General features: G+C 70.9%; 5 protein-coding genes. 2 read left to right on the forward strand and 3 right to left on the reverse strand.

Features of this window, described 5'->3' with window-relative positions; translation table 11 throughout:
* Window positions 1-19: 19 nt before the first annotated feature.
* Window positions 20-856 carry a helix-turn-helix transcriptional regulator gene (locus tag NY1_RS14325; RefSeq protein ID WP_067712351.1) on the reverse strand — a complete coding sequence of 279 codons (837 nt, stop codon included), beginning with the start codon at window positions 854-856 and terminating at the stop codon, window positions 20-22.
* A gap of 121 nt (window positions 857-977) precedes the next feature.
* On the opposite strand from NY1_RS14325, the gene NY1_RS14330 reads away from it, so the two are divergent.
* Entirely contained in the window at window positions 978-1,739 is a 762-nt protein-coding gene (locus NY1_RS14330) for an SDR family oxidoreductase (RefSeq protein ID WP_067712354.1), read from the forward strand.
* A gap of 40 nt (window positions 1,740-1,779) precedes the next feature.
* A complete protein-coding gene (locus tag NY1_RS14335; RefSeq protein ID WP_067712356.1) occupies window positions 1,780-4,038 on the forward strand; it encodes a M20/M25/M40 family metallo-hydrolase in 2,259 nt (752 codons plus the stop codon).
* On the opposite strand, the gene NY1_RS14340 is transcribed toward NY1_RS14335, so the two are convergent.
* A complete protein-coding gene (locus NY1_RS14340; protein WP_067712514.1) occupies window positions 4,019-6,511 on the reverse strand; it encodes an excinuclease ABC subunit UvrA in 2,493 nt (830 codons plus the stop codon). The two genes, NY1_RS14335 and NY1_RS14340, sit on opposite strands and share 20 nt — an antisense overlap.
* Window positions 6,508-20,070 (reverse strand): non-ribosomal peptide synthetase, encoded by a 13,563-nt coding sequence (locus NY1_RS14345; RefSeq protein WP_084534964.1) that lies wholly within the window; start codon window positions 20,068-20,070, stop codon window positions 6,508-6,510. The genes NY1_RS14340 and NY1_RS14345 overlap by 4 nt, the downstream gene beginning before the upstream one ends.
* Between the last annotated feature and the right edge of the window lie 83 nt (window positions 20,071-20,153).

Raw genomic sequence — 20,153 nt, forward strand, 5'->3', positions numbered from 1 at the left:
ATTGCGTTGAGACCGGTCGTTATCTCATGCCCGCCGGCAGTTGCCGAGCCAGTTCCGCGAGAGCCAGCGCGGACGCGGAACCGGGCGGCGCGGTGTACACGACCAGCAGCTGATCCGGATCGCCCGGCAGCGCCAGGGTCTCGTAACCGAGCTCCAGCGCCCCCGCGCTCGGATGGTTGATCCGCTTGACCCCGTAGGTCTTCTCCTTGACCGGATGCCCCTGCCAGATGCGCCGGAAATCCTCGCTCCGCCGGGACAATTCGTCGATCATCTCCGCCAGCTTGGGATCGCCCGGATGCAGTCCGGCATCGCGGCGCAGGAACGCGGCGGTCTCCTCGGCCACCGTCTCCCACTCCGGATAGAACTCGCTCGCCCGCGGATTCAAGAACAGATACCGAGCCTGATTGCGCTCTTCGGCGGGCACACTCGAGAATCCGGACACCAAGTCGCCCAGCTCATTCCAGGCCAGCACATCCATCCGCCGCCCGAGCACGAACGCGGGCGCGCTCAGCGCATCCAGCACCAGCCGCGCGCCCGGCCGCAACGCATCGGCGTAAACCCCGGCGGTGCGCGCCGGAGCCACGGCACCCGGCCGAGCCAGCGCATACAGATGCGCACGCTCCGGATCGGTGAGCCGCAGCGCCCGTGCGACGGCATCCAGCACAGAATCCGATACGTGCGGCCCCCGCCCCTGCTCCAGCCGGATGTAGTAATCGACACTGACCCCGGCCAGCTGCGCCACTTCCTCCCGCCGCAACCCCGGCACCCGCCGCCGCCCGTACTCCCGCAGCCCAGCCTCTCCCGGCTGGATGAGAGCGCGCCGGGAACGCAGAAAATCACCTAGATCGGACTGCATGGTTTCCAGGGTAGAGATCCATCCTGGTACTGCCGGACCCAGGAAACCCGGAACCCTCGCTGCCCGCTTGCCGCCGCCACAGGATGAGTACCAGCACAAGCGCAGAGCGAAGGAGAATCCGATGAGCTACGAGAACCTGACCGGCCGCACCGCCGTCATCGCGGGAGCCGCCAGCGGTATGGGCGAGGCGACCGCGCGGCTGCTGGCCGCCAATGGGGCGCGGGTGGCGCTGCTGGCCCGCCGCGCCGACCGGCTCGGCACCCTGGCCGCCAAGATCGAGGCCGATGGCGGTGTGGCGCTGGCGGTTCCGGTGGACGTCACCGACAGCGCGAGCGTGAGCGCCGCCGCCGAGCGGGTGCACGACGTTTTCGGCGCGGCCGATCTGGTGGTGAACTCGGCCGGTGTCATGCTGCCCAATCCCATCGTGGACGGGCGCGAGGACGAGTGGCTGCGCATGCTGGACACCAATGTCGCGGGCCGGTTGCGGGTGATCCGCGCCTTCGTCCCGGATCTGCTGGCAGCCGCCGACGCGGGCCGCACCGCCGACCTGGTGAACATCTCCTCGATCGGCGCGCACCTGCCGTTCCCGTCCTATTCGGTGTACGGCGCGACCCAGGCCGCCATCACCCAGCTGTCGGCGACGCTGCGCACCGAACTCGGCCCGCGCCGGGTGCGGGTCACCAATCTCGAACCGGGACTGACCGATACCGAACTCGGTTCGCACATCGACAATCCGGAACTGAGCGGGCAACTGGACGGCATGTTCGAGGCCCTGGATGCCTTGAGCGCGAGTGATATAGCCGACTTGATCGCCTACACCACCAGCCGTCCCGCGCACGTCAACCTGCGTCAGGTCATCGTGCTGCCGACCCGGCAGGCCTGAGGCACGCCGGAATCCGGTGCGGCCTGCCTAGTATCGAGGGATGCGGGTGGGTCGCGGGATTTCCGGTTTGCTGGCTTTCGCTCTTCTGCTCGTCGTCGCGGTGGCGACGGCCTGGAACATGGAACCGCACGGTTATCGCGATGCCGCGGCGCCCGCCGAGGAGTTCAGCGCGGCACGGGCGCACACGGTGATCGAGGCGATCGCGCGCAAGGCGCATCCGGTCGGCACCGCCGAACACGACCGGGTGCGTGACCATCTCGCGGGCGAGCTCCGGAAACTAGGGCTGAGCACCGAGATTCGCGCCGGGGTCGGACTGTGGCCCCGGGCGTTCGGCGAGGGTGTGCACGGCGGCGGCCGGATCGAGAACATCGTCGGCACCGTGCGCGGCACCGCGCCGACCGGCACCGTCTACCTTGTCGCACACTACGATTCGGTGCCGTCCGCGCCGGGCGCCAATGACGACGGCGCCGGGGTGGCCGCCATTCTGGAGGCGGTGCGGGCGCTGCGTTCCGGCGAGACCGCATTGCGCAACGACCTGGTGGTGCTGCTGACCGACGGCGAGGAGCCCGGCCTGTTCGGCGCCGAAGCCTTCGCCGCCGCCGGCGGTTACGACCGCAATGGCGTGATCATCAATCACGAGGCGCGGGGTGCGGGCGGGCCGCCGCTGCTGTGGCGCCTCGCGAAACCCGATGGGGCGCTGGTGCGGGCCGTGTCGAATACGACGCCGCATCCGAACACCGATTCGCTGACCACCGCGCTGGCCGGCACCCAGACCTCCAGCAATACCGACTTCGCCGCCTTCGAACCGCACGGATTACGAGTGCTGGACTGGGCTTTCGCCGGTAAGAGCGCCTACTACCACAATCGCCTCGACGATCCGGAGCACGTGAATCTGGCGACCCTGCAGCAGCTGGGCGACAACACCCTGGCGCAGGTCAAGGAGTTCGGGGAACGCGACCTGGCCGCCGATGCCGCCGACGATTCCGATGCCGCGTATTTCGCACTGCCGTTCGGGCTGCTGGTGGTGGTGCCGCTGTGGGTGATGATCGCCTGCGCGGTACTCGGCGTGCTCGCGGCGGCGTGGGTGGTGTGGCAGGTGAAGCGCTCCGGCGAGACCGGGGTGTGGCGGGTGATCGGCGCGGCCGTGACGGCGGTGCTGGCGGTACCGGTCGCGGTCGGGCTGACCTGGGGCTGGTGGCTGCTGGTGCAGCAGATCCGGCCCGCCTACGCCGCCATGCCGGTGGACCCGTATCGGCCGGGCTGCTTCCAGGCGGCGGTGCTGATCCTGGCCGCCGCCGCCCTGCTCGGCTGGTATGCGCTGGCGCGCAGGATATTCGGGGCCACCGCCGCCGGCGTCGGCATGCTGTGCGCGGCGGTGAGCATCGGCATACTGGCGGCGGCGCTCGCCCCGGCGGCCTCCGAAATCGTGGTGGTGCCCGCCGCCGCGGCGGCCGTCGGCGTCGCGGTGACCTTCCTGACGCCGGAGCGCTGGCGACTGGCGGTGCTCACGGCTTTCCTGCTGCCCGCGGCGGTATTCGTCGGCGGGAATGCGTGGACCACCACCCAGGCCGGGCTGACGGCCGCCCCGTTCCTGGCCGCGCCGCTGATCGTGCTGCTGGGCGGGCTGCTGCTGCTCACCCTCACGCACGCCTGGCCGCAGCGCCGGGGCTGGACGATTCCGGTGACCGCACTGGTCGTCGTGCTGGCGTTGACCGGGGCAGGCCTGGCGGTGGATCGCACCGACGACAACCATCCGCGCACTTCACAATTGGTGTACGTGCTGGACGCGGACCGGAAGGAGGCGCGCTGGCTCTCCACGCTCGCGCCCGACCCGTACACGCGCGAGTTCGTGAGCGACGCCCAGCCCGAGGGACCCTATGCCGAGCTGTGGAAGAAGGCCGTGGCAAGCGGACCCGCACCGGCGCAGGCGCTTTCCGCGCCGGTCGCCGAAATCATTTCGGACAAAACCGATTCCGGGCTGCGCACGGTGAAACTGCGGCTGCGTTCCACCCGTGGCGCGACCCGCATCGACCTGTTCTGGAGCACGGTTCCGCAGCGCCTGCGGGTAGCCGATCGCCGGATCGAAACGCCTCCGGCCCAAAGCTTCCGGTTCTTCGCCCCGGGTAAGGATGGCGTCGAAATGGAACTGGTGGTGCCCGCCGGACCGCTGTCGCTGCGGCTCGCCGACTACACCTGGCTGCCCGATTCCAATCTGAACGCATACCGGAATCCGCCGCAGGACACCTTCTTCCGGCAGGACAGCGTCGCCCAGGTGTTCGTCAGCGTGCCGGGACTGTGAGCGGCCGGAGGTAGCGGCCGGTGAGGCTGTCCGGTGCGGCGGCGATGTCGCGGGGCGTGCCGGTCGCCACGACGCGCCCGCCCTCCGGGCCGCCGCCCGGGCCCATATCGATGACATGGTCGGCATTGGCGATCATGTCCAGATCGTGGTCGATGGCGACGATGGTCGCGCCCGCGCGCAACAGCCGGTCGAACACCCCGAGCAGTGTGCGCACATCCTCGGGATGCAGGCCGGTGGTGGGCTCGTCGAAGACGTAGAGCGTGTGCCGCTGGCTGGAACGCAAGCCCCCGGCCAGCCGCATGCGCTGCGCCTCGCCGCCGGACAGCGACGGGGTCGGCTCGCCCAGGCACAGATAGCCGAGCCCGACCTCGCGCAGGGCTTGCAGCGGCGCGCCGATCCGGGGCGTGCCCGCGAAGCGTTCGGCGGCGTCGGCGACCGTCAGGTCCAGCACCTCGGCGATGGTCAGCCCGTCCACGCGGATCTCCAGGGTCTCCGGGTTGTAGCGCTTGCCGTCGCAGGTCGGGCAGGTCAGCACCATATCCGGCAGGAACTGCACGTCCAGGGCGACCTCGCCGAGGCCCGCGCAGGTGGGGCACTGTCCGCCCTTGACGTTGTAGGAGAACCGCCCGGCGCTCCAATGCCGTTGCCGCGCTTCGGGAGTGGCGGCGAACAGGGCGCGGATGCCGTCGAACGCGCCCGAATAGGTGGCCGGGGTGGAGCGGCTGTTATTGCCGATGGGGGTGGAATCCACGGTGACCACCCGCTGAATACCGCCGGTGGCCAGCGCGCGGACGTGCTGCGGCAAACGCTCCCCCGCCAGCTGCGCGGTCAGGGCCGGAACCAGGCTGTCCAGCACGAGACTGGTCTTCCCCGAACCCGAGACTCCGGTGATCAGGGTCAGCCGCGCCACCGGGATACGCGCGGTCACCTCGTGCAGCGTGTACCACTCGCCGACGGTCACCTCGATCCCCGGATCCGACTCGCGCACCGGCAGCGCGGTGCGGGCGCGCGGGTCGGCGCGGCCGGAAAGATACGGCCCCGTCACCGAATTGGGGTCGTTCTCCAGATCCGCCACATCGCCCTGCGCCACCACCGTGCCGCCGGCCCGGCCCGCGCCCGGACCCATTTCGATGAGCTGGTCGGCCCAGCGCAGCAATTCCACGTCGTGATCCACCATGACCACCGAATTGCCATTGTCGACCAGGGCGCGAATCACCCCGCGCAGTCCTTCCACATTGGCCGGATGCAGGCCGATGGACGGCTCGTCGAGCACGTAGAGCATGCCGGTGGAGCGCGCCTGCAAGGTGGCGGTGAGCTGAATGCGCTGCCGCTCACCGGTGGACAGCGACTCGCCCGCCCGGTCCAGGGTGAGATAACCGAGCCCGAGCACCAGCAGCGGTTCCAGCGCCCGCACGAATTCGGCGCTCAAACGTGCGGCCAGATCGTGCAGTTCGGCGGGCAGGCGATCCGGCAGACCCGGTGCCCAGGAACGCAATTCGGCCAGGGTGAGCGCGCTGATGACCGCGATGTCGCGGCCGTCGAGCAGGCTGGTCAGCGCTTCGGGCCGCAGCCGGGTGCCGTGGCATTCCGGGCAGGTGTGCAGGGTGAAGAACCTGCTCAGCCGGTCCCGGGAGGTCTGGCTGGCGCTGTTCTCGAGCGAATGCCGCACGGCCGCACGGGCATTCTCGTAGGTGGCGTTGAGTTCGGCGGCGCGCCCGGATTTGGTGGTGACGACGACGAACCGTTTCTCGGGCGGTCCGTCGAGCACGATCTCGCGTTCCGACGCGGTCAGCTCCCGGTACGGCACATCGATGCGCACCCCCAGCTGGGCGGCGATCTGCGGCTGGAAATCGCGCAGCGGCAGCTTCCAGGACGCCACCGCGCCCTCGGCGATGCTCAGGTCCGGATCCGGGATCAATGCCGCGTCGTCGATCTCCTCCACCGTGCCCAGCCCGCCGCAGCGCGGGCACGCCCCGAAACTGTCGAAGGCGAAGGATTCCGCGCCCGGCAGTTCGAAGCGGCCGCCGCATTCGGGCAGGTCCACATAGCCCTTCATGGCCACGTCCAGCATGGGCGGCAGCCGGAAACCGTTGGGGCACACGTGTGATCCGAGCCGGGAGACCATCAGCCGGAGCACGTTGTAGACCTCGGTCATGGTGCCGACGGTGCTGCGGCGGCCCGGGATCGGCGGGCGCTGTTTCAAGGCCAGGGTGGCGGGCAGATAGTCGATGCGATCCACGTCCGGGCGTTCGGTCTGGGCGATCCGGCGGCGGGTATAGGTGGACAGGCCGTCGAGGAAACGCTGATAGCCCTCGGCGTACAGGACGTTCATGGCCAGCGAGGACTTGCCGGAACCGGACAGGCCGGTAATGGCGACCCAGGACCAGAGCGGCACGTCCACATCGATATTGCGCAGATTGTGGACGCGCGCGCCCACGACCCGGATCGCCTTGGGTAGGTGGGCGGTGCTCACCGCTGCCACCGGCTGGTCAGCTCCGCGCCGATCCGGGCGATCGGATCCGGTTGGGCCATCCCGATATGCGTGGCGTCGATCGGGATGTCGATGACCTTGCCGGTGATGTGGCCGGTCCAGCTGTCGGCCGGGCAGCGTGCCGGCGCGGTCTCGCGGATGGCGGTGAAGTGCAGCAGATCGCCTTCGAAGACGCCGCCCGGGACGCCGGGCACCGGGCGGGTGAGCGCGGCGGTGGCGCGTTCGACCAGGTCGGGCGGGAAATCGGCGGGGTCGATGAGGGCGCGCAGTTCCTGCCAAGCCGCGGAATCGGTTTCGTCGTCCGGCTCGGTGGCCTCGGCGCCGTCGGCGGCGGCGGAGTCCATGAGGGCGAGCAGCGCGATCTCGTCGCCGGCGGCCTGGAGGCGCAGGGCGATCTCGTGGGCGATGCGGCCGCCGAGCGACCAGCCCAGCAGCCGGTACGGTCCGGCCGGTTGCAGCCGGCGGATCTCCGCCACGTAGCGGGCCGCGTATTCGCCCACGGTGGCGCAGGGCTTTTCGGCACGGACCACCCACGGATCCTGGATGCCGTACAGCGCGACCTCGGGGGGCAGGTGGGTGAGCAGGCCCGCGTACGGCCAGGCCATCCCGCCGCCGGGGTGGATGCAGAACAGGGTGTCCGCGACGCCGGTGCGCAGCGGCAGGATCACGTCGAAGGATTCGCCGGGCATCGCGGGCGCGGCGTTCTCGATGCGCTCCGCCAGCCCCGCCACCGTCGGCGTCTCGAACAACTCGCGCAGGGCCACGCCGCCGAGTCGCGACATCACCCGGGCCGCGCTCAGGGAATTGCCGCCGAGGGCGAAGAAGTCGTCATCGCGTCCCACCCGGCCGACCTGGAGGATCTCGGCGAACACCGCCGCGACCCGATGTTCGGCAGGGGTCACGGGCGGGCGGTAGCGCCGCCGTACCGGTTGCGGGGCGGGCAGCGCGGCGCGATCGACCTTGCCGTTCACCAGCATCGGGAGGCGCTCCAGCACCACGATGGCGGGGATCAGATAGTCCGGAAGTCGTTGCGCCGCGGCCACCGTCACCGCATCCGGATCGATGGCCCGGCCGGGTTCCGGCACCACGTACGCGACCAGCGCGACTCCGCTCGCGGTCGCGGAACGCACGGCGACGGCATGGGCGACGCCGGGCGCGGCGGCCACGGCGGCCTCGATCTCCCCCAGTTCGACGCGCACGCCGCGCACCTTGACCTGGAAGTCCGTGCGTCCCCGGTAGCTCAGTTCCCCGGTGTGCGTCCACGACACCAGATCGCCGGTGCGATATAGCCTTTCACCACGGGCGCCGAACGGATCCGCGACGAACCGGCCCGCTGTCGTCGCGGGGCGGCCGAGGTAGCCGCGCGCCAAACCCAGACCGCCCAAATACAATTCGCCCACCACACCGATGGGAACCGGTCGCAGGCACGCGTCCAGCACGTATCCGCGCACGCCCACGGCCGGTCCGCCGATGGTGACCGGCTGCCCGCCGTCGAGGGGTCCGCTCATATGCGTGATGATGGTCGCCTCGGTCGGCCCGTAGGCGTTCACCAGCTTCCGGTCCCGCCCCCAGCTGGCCGCCACCGCCGGCGGGCAGGACTCGCCGCCGGTGATCACCACCCGCAGCTCGGGCAGTTCCACGGCTTCGGTTCCGGCCAATACGGCGGGCGTCACGAAGGCGTGCGTAATCCGTTCGCGGCGCAGCAGATCCGTCAATGCCGGGCCCGCGTACGCCTCGGGCGGTGCGACTACAAGGGCTGCCGCCGAGCTTGCCGCCAGCGCCAATTCCCACATCGATACGTCGAAAGTCGGTGCGGCCACGCACAATATGCGCGATTCGGACGTCGCGCCGATGTGCCGGACCTGCGCTGCCACCATATTCGCCAGCCCGGCATGCGTGACCACCACCGCCTTGGGCGTACCGGTGGAACCGGAAGTGTGAATCACGTAGGCCGCGTTGGCTGCTCGTGACCCGCCGAAGTGCTCCACAGCGTGACCGCCGGACGCCCGCGCACTCGCCGGACGCTGTTCCGCGACCTGCAGCACACCCGCACCGGAAGTCGCCGCGCGCCGCGGATCCGGCCCCACCGCTGCGCTGCCCCGCAGCACCGGATCGCACAGCGACCGGGCGTCCGATTCGCGGAGGGTCGGCAGGACGCTGGTGCCGTCGTCGCCGAGCACCAGGACTTCGATATCGGGCAGGGCGGCGAAGGCCGGGTATTCGGCGGCGGTGGTGACGATCACCTGGGCGCCGGTGCCGGCGATCAGTTCGGCGATGCGGGCGGGCGGGAACGCCGGGTCGACCGGCAGGCAGGCCGCGCCCGAGCGCGCCACGCCCCAGCAGGCCACCACCCAGGGCAGGGAGCGTGACATGCCCAGTGCCACCACATCTTCCGGCCCGATGCCGGTGGCATTGAGCCAGCGGGCCACCCGGACGGCCTGTTCGTCGAGTTCGGCGTAGGTGAAGGCGTAGTCGCCGCAGCGCACGGCCTCGGTGGTGGGCGCGCGGCGGACGGCATCGGCCAGCAGGTCGGGCAGGCGGAGTTCGGTGTCCGCGCCGCCGGTGTCGTTCCAGTCCCGCACTATGCGGACGTATTCCGAATCCGACAGCATGGACAGGCGGGCGATCGGAGCCTCGGGTGCGGCGGCGAGGCCGTCCAATGCCCGGACGTAGCGATCCAGCAGCCTCGCGATGGTGCCGCGGTCGAACAGTTCGGTGGCGTACTGCACCGTCACCGACAGTCCGGAATCGCGCGGCGTGATGATGAATTCGAGGTCGAAGCGCGAGGTGTCGGAGGGCAGCCGCACCGGTTCCACCCGCAGCCCCGGCAGGTCGACATCGATCGCGTCCAGATTCTGGAAGGCCAGCAGCACCTGGAACAGCGGATGCCGGGCGCGCGAGCGCGGCGGATCGATGGCCTCCACCACCTGCTCGAACGGCAAATCGGCGTGGGTGAAGGCGGCCAGATCGGCATCGCGCACCCGGGTGAGCAGGCCGGAGAAGCGTTCCGCCGCCCGCACTTCCACCCGCAGGGCGAGGGTGTTCACGAACATCCCCACCAGTTCGTCCAGTGCCGCCTCGCCCCGGCCCGCCACCGGCGTGCCCACGGTGACGTCGGTGTTCCCGCTCCAGGCGGCCAGCAGTACCGCCAGTCCCGCGTGCAGGGCCATGAACAGTGAAGCGTCTTCTTCCCGCGCCACCTCGCGCAGACGCCGCACGGTCAGCTCGGAAACCGCCGCCGAAACCGCCGCGCCCCGATGCGAAGCCACCGCCGGGCGCGGGCGATCCAGGGGCAGGCCCAGTTCCGCCGGGGAATTGGCGAGCGCTCCGACCCAGTAGGCGATCTGCCGGCTCAGCTCGGACGAGGGATCCGATGCCGAGCCCAGCACCTCCCGCTGCCAGATCGCATAGTCCGCGTACTGCACCGGCAGCGCGGGCCGCCGCCAGGCTTCGCCGCTCCGGGCCGCGCCGTATGCCTCCGCGAAGTCGCGTGCCAGCGGCGCGAGCGAATAGCCGTCCGCATTGGCATGGTGAATCACCAGGGCCAGCAGCCACTCCCGCGATTCATCCACAGTCGTCCCCAGCGCGAACAGCCCCGCCCGCACCGGCGCACCCGCGGTCAGGTCGAACGGCGCGCCACAGAACTCCGCGAGCCGCGCGGGGGCTCGTTCGGCATCCACCACTTGGACTTCGAGCAGGGTCGGATCAGCGGCGGGCAGCACCACTTGGCGGCCGATCCCGCCCGACTCCGGGTAATAGGTACGGAGCGCCTCGTGCCGGACGAGCAGCTGGTGCAGGGCGGCTTCCATCGCGGCGATATCGATCTCGCCGGTGAGACGCAGGACGAGCGGGATGTTGTAGGCGGATGAATCCGGGTCCAAGCGGTTGAGCAGCCAGAGCCGCTGTTGCGCGAATGACAGCGGGATCTCTGCGGGGCGTGGGCGTGCGGTCAGCCGGGGCCGCGCACCGGCCGAGCGGGTGCCCGCGGCCAGGCGGAAGGCTAGTTCGGAAACCGTTGGGGCATCGAAGACTTCGCGTACCGGGACCCGGCTGCCCGCCGCCGCGCTCAAGCGGGCGGCCACCCGGGTCGCGCTCAGGGAATTGCCGCCGAGCTGGAAGAAGTCGTCGTCCGCGCCGACCCGCTCGACTTCGAGCACTTCGGCGAACACGCCCGCCACCAGGCGTTCCGATTCGGTGCCCGGCGCGCGGAACGGCTGGCCGGTCACCTGCGGTTCGGGGAGCGCGGCGCGGTCGACCTTGCCGTTTCCGGTGAGCGGCAGGCGTTCACAGACCATGAACGCGGCGGGGACCATGTAATCCGGGAGCTTGCGCGCGACCGCGGCCCGGATGCGGGCGATATCCGGTGCGGCGGAACGGGTTCCGGCGGCCGGTACCAGGTAGGCGATGATGCGGGCGTCACCGGCGGCATCCGCCCGCAGCACCGCGACCGCCTGGGCGATGCCGGGCAGCACCGACAGCGCCGCCTCGATCTCGCCGAGTTCGATACGCAGGCCGCGCATCTTGACCTGGGAGTCGGTGCGGCCCAAGAACTCCAGGGCACCGCCGGGACGATGCCGGACCAGGTCGCCGGTGCGGTACATGCGGGCGGGGGCGGGCGCATGCGGGTCCGGGAGGAAGCGGGTGGCGGTGAGGGCGGGGCGGCCGTGATAGCCGCGGGCCACGCCGGGGCCCGCGATATAGAGCTCGCCGGGGATGCCGGGCGGGACCGGGGACAGGCGATCGTCGAGGACATAGCAGCGGACGCCGGTCGCGGGAGTGCCGATGGTGAGGGGATGGCCCGGGCGGAACGGGAGGCTGAGATGGGAGATGACCGTGGTTTCGGTCGGGCCGTAACCGATGAGGAGCCTGCGGTCGGGGGCGGACCAACGCTCGGCCAGGGCGGGCGGCACCACTTCGCCGCCGGTGACCAGGACGCGCAGGTCGGTGCGGTCGGCCGGGTCGAGGCTGGACAGCACAGCTGGGGTGAGGAAGGCGTGCGTAATGCGTTCGCGGCGTAGCAGATCCGATAGTTCGGGGCCGGCGTAGACGTCCGGGGCCGCGACCACCGCGGTGGCCGAGGCGGCGGCCGCCATCAGCAATTCCCATAGGGAGGCGTCGAAGCTGGGCGAGGCCGAGAGCAGAATGCGTGAATCACGCTGCGGTACACAGTTTTCCAGCTGCGTGGCGACCAGGTTGGCCAGGCCCGCGTGGGTGACCGCGACAGCCTTGGGGGTGCCGGTGGAACCGGAGGTGTAGATGAGATAGGCGGTGCTCGATAGTCGTAGTCGCCCGGTGCGTTCGGCATCGGCGACGGGCGTGCACGGCGCGTGCGCCAGCTCGGTGCGCAGGTCCAGTGCATCAACGACCAGCCAATCCGACTGCGCCAGGCCGGATTCGGTGTTGGTCAGGCCGATGACGGCGTCCGCGTCCGCCCGCATACCGGCGATGCGTTCGGCCGGCAGGCCCGGATCGATAGGCAGGTAGGCCGCACCGGTCTTGGCCACCGCCCAGACGGCGACCGCCCAGTCGATGCCCCGGCGCATGGCCACCGCCACCACCTGTTCGGGACCGACGCCGCTGCGGATCAGCCAGTGCGCCAGCCGGTTCGAGCGCTCGTCGAGCTCGCCATAGGTCACCGTGCGGGTGCCGGACACCAGGGCGGGCGCGGCGGGCGCCCGTTCGGCGGCGCGCGCGAAGAGATCCGGCAGGCGCAGCGGCGGGGTGTTCCCGGTGCGATTCCAGGTCTCCAGCACGGTCCGGCGTTCCCCGGGCGCGAGCAGCTCCAGCGCCCCGACCGGGCGCGACGGGTCGGCGGCGACCTGCGTCAGCACGCGCGCCAGGCGTTCCAGCAGCGCCTGCGCGGTGCTCGCGTGGAACAGTTCGACGTCGTAGTGCAGGGCCAGCGCCAGACCGGAATCGGTGTCGGCGATATCGAATTCGAGGTCGAAACGCACGGTGGCGGCGGTGCGGCGGACCGGCTCGACGGTGACGCCGGGCAGTTCCAGTGCGGCCGGGCCGAAATTCCGGTAGCCGAGCACCACCTGGAACACCGGATGCCGATTGGCCGAGCGCGGTGCGCCGAGCGCGTCGACGATCCGCTCGAACGGGACCTGCGCGTGCGCGAACGCTTCCACGTCGATCTCGCGGACCCGTTCCAGCAGTTCGGTGAACGAGCGCTCGGCGGCGACCGGGGTGCGCAGGGCGACCGTGTTCACGAACATGCCCACCAGGTCCTCGAGCCCCGGTTCGTCCCGCCCCGCCGTCGGCGTGCCGATGACGACGTCACCGGTGCGCGCCAGCCTGGCCAGCAGGACCGCGAGCGCGGAGTGCAGCACCATGAAGAGCGTGGATCGGTGCTGCCCGGCCAGGTCGTGCAGTGCGGTCGTGATGTCTTGCGGCAGTGCGGCTTCCACCGTCGCGCCGCGATGCCGGGCGACCGCCGGGCGCGGCCGGTCGAAGCGGATCGGCAGCTCGGCGGGCAGGTTCGCGAGCACCCGGATCCAGTGCGCCAGTTCCCGATTCTGCGCGGAACCGGGATCCGTCATGGAACCCAGCCGTTCGTGCTGGCGCACCGCGTATTCGGTGTATCGCGTGGACAGCTCCGGCCAGGCCGGAGCGGTGCCGGTGATCCGCGCGGTGTACGCCGCGGCCAGGTCGCGAGTGAGCACACCCAGCGAGACCCCGTCCGCGTTCACGTGGTGCACCACCACCGCGAGCACCCACTCCGACTCGCCGACCTCGCAGAGCCGCAACCGAACCGGCGGCGCGGCCGACAGATCGAAGGGCGCGCTCTCGAACTCGGTGAGCGATTCCTCCAGTCGGCCCTCCTGCACCAGCCGCACATCCCAGTGCACGCTGTCCGCCGGAGCCACCGCCTGATACGGCACCCCGTCGTGCTCCGGAAAGTACGTGCGCAACGCTTCGTGCCGCTCCAGCACATCGATGACGGCCGCCGACAGCACTTCCGGCTCCAGCGCTCCGGTCAAGCGCACCGCCAGCAGAATGTGATACGCCGCAGCCGTTCCCGAGCGATCCAGCACCCAAAGCCCTTGCTGCGCGAAGGACAACGGCGGCCGCTCCACCGTTTCCCCGCCCGTCACCCGCACCGGCCGCCGCCCCGCCCGCGACTCCGCCGCGGCCAGATACTCCGCCAGCCCACTCACGGTCGGCTGCTCGAACACATCCCGCAGCCGCACCTCCACGGCGGGCAACCCCGCCCCCTCCGCCAACTCGGCCCGCAGCCGCGCAACCACCCGCGTCACACTCAGCGAATGCCCGCCCAACGCGAAAAAGTCGTCATCCGCCCCCACCTGCTCGACCCCCAAAACCTGCCCGAACACCCGCGCAACCGCCGCCTCCAGCGCATTCCCCGGCGCCCGGTAACCCACCCGCACGCGTTCGGGCGCGGGCAACGCCCCCCGATCGATCTTGCCGGTCGCAGTGAGCGGAAACCGCTCCAGCACCGTGATCGAATCCGGCAGGTACTGCGCCGGCAGCCGCCGCGCAACAGCGGCCCGCAGGGCCCGCACATCCACCCGCCGCCCCGGCACAGGCACCACATACGCGGCGAGCCCCGGCTCCACGCCGTCTCCCGCAGCCTCGGCCGCAACAGGTGTCACCGTCCCGATCGAACTCGATTTCCCGTCCACAGCAGCCGCACTCTCCGGCTGCGCCGGATGGTCGCGGAGGATGACGAGCGCGTCGGCTACCTCGGGGAGGGCCGTCATGGCCGCTTCGATCTCGGCGAGTTCTATGCGTACGCCACGAACCTTCACCTGGAAGTCGGTGCGGCCGTGGTATTCCAGTTCGCCGTCCGCGCGCCAGGTGCCGAGGTCGCCGGTGCGGTACATGCGCCGGCCGGGGGCGTCGAAGGGATCGGGGAGGAAGCGAGTGCCGGTGAGGCCCGGGCGGCGGTGGTAACCGCGCGCCAGGCCGGGGCCAGCCACGTAGACCTCGCCGAGGACGCCGGGCGGGACCGGGCGCAGGCGGTCGTCGAGGACATAGCAGCGAGTCCCGACCACCGGACCGCCGATCGGGACGATGGCGTGCAAGGTCGCAGGCTGGGCGGGCAAGCTCGTGGTAGCGCAGACGGTGGCTTCGGTGGGCCCGTAGATATTGACGAAACAGCGGTCAGGCGACCAGATTCCCGCCAGGTCCGGCGGACAGGATTCACCGCCGCTGGCAAGCAGCCGCAGATCCGGGAGCTGATCCGGATCGGGCAGGGTGGCCAGCACACGCGGGGTGAGCATGGCATGGGTGACGCGTTCGCGGATCAGCAGATCCTGGAGTTCCGGCCCCGCATAAGCGGTGGGCGGGGCAATGACCAGGGTCGCACCGCCACCGAGGGCGAGCAGGAGTTCCCAGATGGAGGCGTCGAACCCCGGGGCGGAAACGGCCAGCACCCTGGAACCAGGCTCGGCGTCGCACCGTTGAGCCTGGGTAACCAGCAGATTCGCCAGACCGGCGTGGGTGATGGTGACACCCTTGGGGATACCGGTGGAACCCGACGTGTAGATGACATAGGCGGGGTGCGCGAGCCGCAGGGGGCGGGTCCGCTCCGCATCGGCGATCGGCCGGGCGTCGCGATCGACGGCAGTGCGGGCACTGGGATCGGTCGTGGGGTGGGTGGGGACTTGGAGCCAGCCGCCGGTGACGTCGGGTAGGTGCGGGTGCCAGTGGGCGGTGGTGATGCCGAGTGCGGCACCGGAATCGGCGAGCATGTCGGTGATGCGGTCGGCGGGGGTGTTGGGGTCCACGGGGAGGAAGGCGGCGCCGGCGTGGGCTACGGCGCATACGGCGATCACCCATTCGACTGAGCGCGGGAGGCCTACGACCACTACGTCTTCGGGGCCGACACCCGCGCGAATCAGGTTGCGGGCCAGACTGTTCGCTTGGGCGGCGAGGTCGCGGTAGGTCAGGGTGGTGTGCTCCCCGACTACGGCTGCCAGGTCGGGGTCGTAGGCGGCGGCTCGGGTCAGTAACTGCGGGAGGGTGACCGGGACGGCTTGGCTGGTTTCGTTCCATTGGCGGAGCAGGCGGTGTTCGTCGAGCGTGAGCACGTCGACCTCGCCGACCGGGGTTTCGGGCTGTCGGGCGACTCGGTCCAGGACCAGCAGGATGCGTTCGGTCAGTGCTTCGATCTGGGGTCGGTCGAAGAGATCCGTGGCGTAGTCGAGGGTCGCTGTGAGGCCGGGTTCGGTTTCGGCGAAGGTGAATTCGAGGTCGAACTTGGCCACCGGGAGGGGTAGTTCCACGGGCTCCACGCGGAGGCCGGGTAGTTCGAATTCGGCGCGGGCCAGGTTGCGTAGAGACAGCATGACCTGGAAGAGCGGGTGGCGGGCGGGTGAGCGGGGCGGGTCGAGGTGTTCGACGACGCGGTCGAAGGGGGCTTCGTCGTGTGCGAACGCGGCCAGGTCGATATCGCGGACGCGGGCCAGGAGTTCGGTGAACGATTCCGCCGCATCGAGTGTCACGCGCAGCACCAGGGTGTTGACGAACATACCGATCAGGTCGTCCAGCCGGGCGTCGCCGCGCCCGGCCACGGGGGTGCCGAGGGCGATATCGCGGCCGCCGGACAGCCGGGCCAGCACGGTGGCGAGACCGGCGTGCAGGACCATGAACAGGGTCGCGCCCTGCCGCCGGGCGACTTCGCGCAGGCGGCGGGCGGTCTGGTCGGGGACGGTCAGCGTCACCCGTTCGGCCGCACGCGTGCGCGTGGCGGGGCGTGGGCGGTGCGGCGGCAGCGCCGATTCGACGGGCAGCCCGGCCAAGCGCTCGGTCCAGTACGAAAGTTCTTGCGACAGCAGTGAATCCGGGTCATCGCCCGCGCCGAGCAGTTCGTGCTGCCACAGCGTGTAGTCGGCGTACTGCACCGGCAGCGGCTGCCAATCCGGCACCGCGCTGCGCACCCGCGCGGCGTAGGCGGTCGCCAGGTCCCGTGCGAACGGCGCGAGGGAGAAACCGTCGGCGATGGCGTGATGCACCAGCACCGCCAGTAGCTGATGCGCCACGGCTCCTTCCGCATCGGTCACTTCGAACAGCCGCACCCGCAAGGGCGGCGCGGCCGCGAGATCGAAGCCGATCGACCCGAATTCCCGCAGTACCCCGTCGATTTCGCCCGCACCCGCCGTTTCCGGCGCGAGGCCGGTGATCACCGCATCGGTCGGCGAAATCCGCTGGCACGCCGCACCGTCCACATCCGGGAAGGCCGTGCGCAACGATTCGTGCCGTCCCACCACATCGGTGAGCGCCGCGGTCATGGCGGTCCGGTCGAGCTCACCGCGTAGCCGCAGGCCGAGCAGCATGTTGTAGGCCGGCGACTCCGGCTCCATCCGGTTGAGCATCCAAAGCCGTTGTTGCGCACCGGACAACGGCATCCGCTCGGGCCGCCGTCGTGGTTCCGGCCGCAGCCGTTCCGCCAGCAGCCCGCACGCCCCCACCCGCGCCGCCAGCCCGGCGACCGTGCTGGCCTCGAACAGATCCCGGACTTCGGCGCGCACCTCGAGCTCGGCGGCCACCCGCGCCACCACCAGGGCCGCGCTCAGCGAATCCCCGCCCAGGGCGAAGAAGTCGTCGTCCAGGCCGAGCAGTTCCGGTTCCCGCCCGAGCACCTGCGCGAAGGCCGCGGCCACCGCCCGCTCCGCCGCGGTCTCGGGGGCGCGGTGCACGGCGGCCGTCAGCACCGGCGCGGGCAGCGCCGCGCGATCCACCTTGCCGTTGACGGTGACCGGCAGCCGGTCCAGCAGCAGGATCACCGGGCGCATGTATACCGGAAGCCGCTGCGCGGCAGCTTCTTCCAGCTCCCGCACCGACAGCAGCGTATTGGGTTCGGGCACGGCGTAGGCGACCAGCCGCTGCCCCGGCCCGTCGTCACGGACGATCACCACCACCTGGGCGATGCCGGGATACTCGGCCAATACCGCCTCGATCTCACCCAGTTCGATGCGCAGGCCGCGAATCTTGACCTGGGAGTCGGCGCGCCCCCGGAATTCCAGCTCCCCGGCGGCATCGCGGACGGCGAGATCGCCGGTGCGGTAGAGCCTTCGCCCCGGCGTCCCGAACGGGTCGGCGACGAAGCGGGCGGCGGTGAGCGCCGGGCGGCCCAGATACCCGCGCGCCAGCGCCGGACCGCTCAGGTACAGCTCCCCGGTCACGCCGTCGGGCACCGGGCGCAGCCACGGGTCGAGCAGGTGGCAGCGGACGCCCGGCACCTCGGTGCCGAGGGTGACCGGGGTGTCGGCGGCCAGGCGGCCGAGTTCGGCGAAGATGGTGGCCTCGGTGGGTCCGTAGATGTTCACCAGCGTGCGCCCGGGCGCCCAGGATTCGGCGACGGCGGGCGGGCAGGCTTCACCACCGGTCGAAAGGTATTGCAGGCATTGCAATCCGGTCGGATCGGTGCCCGCCAGCACGGCCGGGGTGAGGAAGGCGTGGGTGACCTGTTCGCGGCGGATCAGATCGGACAGGCGCGGGCCCGCGTAGGCATCACCGGGCACGATGACCAGGGTCGCGCCACCGGCGGCAGCGAGCAGCAGTTCCCAGAGCGAGGCGTCGAAGCTGGGCGTGGTCGCGCACAGCACCCGGGCTCCGGGGCGTATCGGAAAGCGCTCGGCTTGTGCGGCAAGCAGATTCGCCAGTCCCGTATGCGTGATCAGCACGCCCTTCGGGGTTCCGGTGGAGCCGGAGGTGTAGATGACGTAGGCCGGATGCGCCAGGCGCAGCGGACGGGTGCGGTCGGCGTCGGTCAGTGCGGTACCGGGTTCACCGTCCAGCGCCGCCGCGGGGTCGTCGAGCACCAGCCATTCCCGCCCGGGCCGCTCCTGTAGCTCGGAAACCGCTGCGGCGGTGACGATTCCGAACGGCACCCCGGCCTCGTCGAGCACGGCCGCCGAACGCGCCACCGGATATTCCGGGTCGATCGGCAGATACGCCGCCCCGGATTTGGCCACGCCCCACACTGCGATCAGCCATTCCACGCTCCGGCGCGACGCGACGGCCACCACGTCCTCCGGGCCGATACCGCGCCGGGACAGCCGGTGCGCCAGGCGATTCGACAGCTCGTCCAGCTCCCCGTAGGTCAGCGACCGATCCCCGGAAACCACCGCGACGGCCGACGCGTCCCGGCGCACGGCGGCGGTGAGCAATTCGGGCAGCAGCGCGCCGGGCCGTTCCGCGGCCGCATGCGATCGCGCTCCGGCACCGGCCCGCGTATCCGACCCGGCCAGCCCGATCCGCCCGACCGCCGTATCCGGTCCCGCCGCAATGAAGTTGCTGAGGAATTGCAGGAATCGTTTCAACTGCAAATCGACATCGCCCTGCCCGTACTTCTCCGGGTTCCCGAGCAGATCGACCGACAGTCCTTCCTCGGTGCCCGCGCGATACAGATTGAAATGCACGTCCGCGACCGAACCCGAAGACAGGATGCGATATTCGCCCACCGCCGAGCCGAACCGGCTGGTCCGATCGAAGAACATCAAATTCACGCTGGGCCCGAGCACCCGATCCGCGCCGACCCCCAGATCCCGCCGGATGTCCTCGAACCGGTAGCGCTGATGCCGCAGCCCGCCCGTGGTCTCCCGGGCCGCCGCCCCGACGAGTTCGCGCACCGTCACGCCGCCCGCGCAGCGCAAGCGGATCGGCAGCACGTTCGCCAGCATGCCGCCGGACTTCTTCAGCGCCGCGGTGGTGCGCGCCGAAGCCGCCAGCAGCACGGTCGGATCCAGCTCCCCCGCCATGCCTGCCCGAAATGCCCCGATCGCCGCCACCAGCACCTGCGCCGGACTGGCCGCGCACTCGGCGGCCAAGGCCGCCAGCGCGTTCCACTGCCCGGCGGTCAGCGCGCCGGCCGCGCGCAGGGCCATCGGCTCGGACTCGCCCGCGCGCCGGATGCGATGCGCCACCGCGCCCGGCGCGGTCCAGCCCGTAAACCGTTCCCGCCAGTACTCCCGGTCCGCGGTGAAGCGCTCAGATTCCCGGTACTCGGCGTCCGCCGCCTGGATGGCCGCGGGCGACAGGCCCCGGAACGCCGCCGGTTCGGCGCCGCGCAGCAGCGCCTCGTACCACTCGCCGATCCGGACGATCAGGCTCAGCCCGCCGTAGCCGTCGATGGCGACGTGATGCATCTGCGCGTACCAGATGTGATGCTCCGCCCCGACCCGCAGCAGCGCCGCCGCCCACAACGGCGCGTCCACCAGGTCGATGGCGACCCGGTGCCGCCGCTCCATCCATTCCAGTGCGGCCGCCCGCGGATCCGGCTCGCCGGTGCAGTCCACCCGCTCCAGACCGCCGCCGATATCGCCCGCCATCCACTGGCAGGGCCGCCCGTCGCGCAGGCCGATCCGCAGGCGGCCCACCCCGAACTCCTCGAACGCCCGGTGCGAGGCGGCGTCGAACAGGTCCGCGTCCAGCTCGCCGCGTAACTCCAGATAATGCGCCTGCCCGGGTAGCGCGCGAGCCCGGAAACCATCCGCGAGCCACAATTCCATTTGTGCTCGGGACATTTCGAAGGAAGCGTCTTGCAGAGCGCCCTGGGTTTCGGCGAGCATTGTCCCTCCCGGAGTCGAGACCGGCGGATTGCGCAGGGCGCAAACACCTTATCGACACCCCGCGCGTGGACAGTACCTCACCT

Source organism: Nocardia yamanashiensis NBRC 100130, assembly GCF_001613325.1.
Taxonomy (GTDB): Bacteria; Actinomycetota; Actinomycetes; order Mycobacteriales; family Mycobacteriaceae; genus Nocardia; species Nocardia yamanashiensis.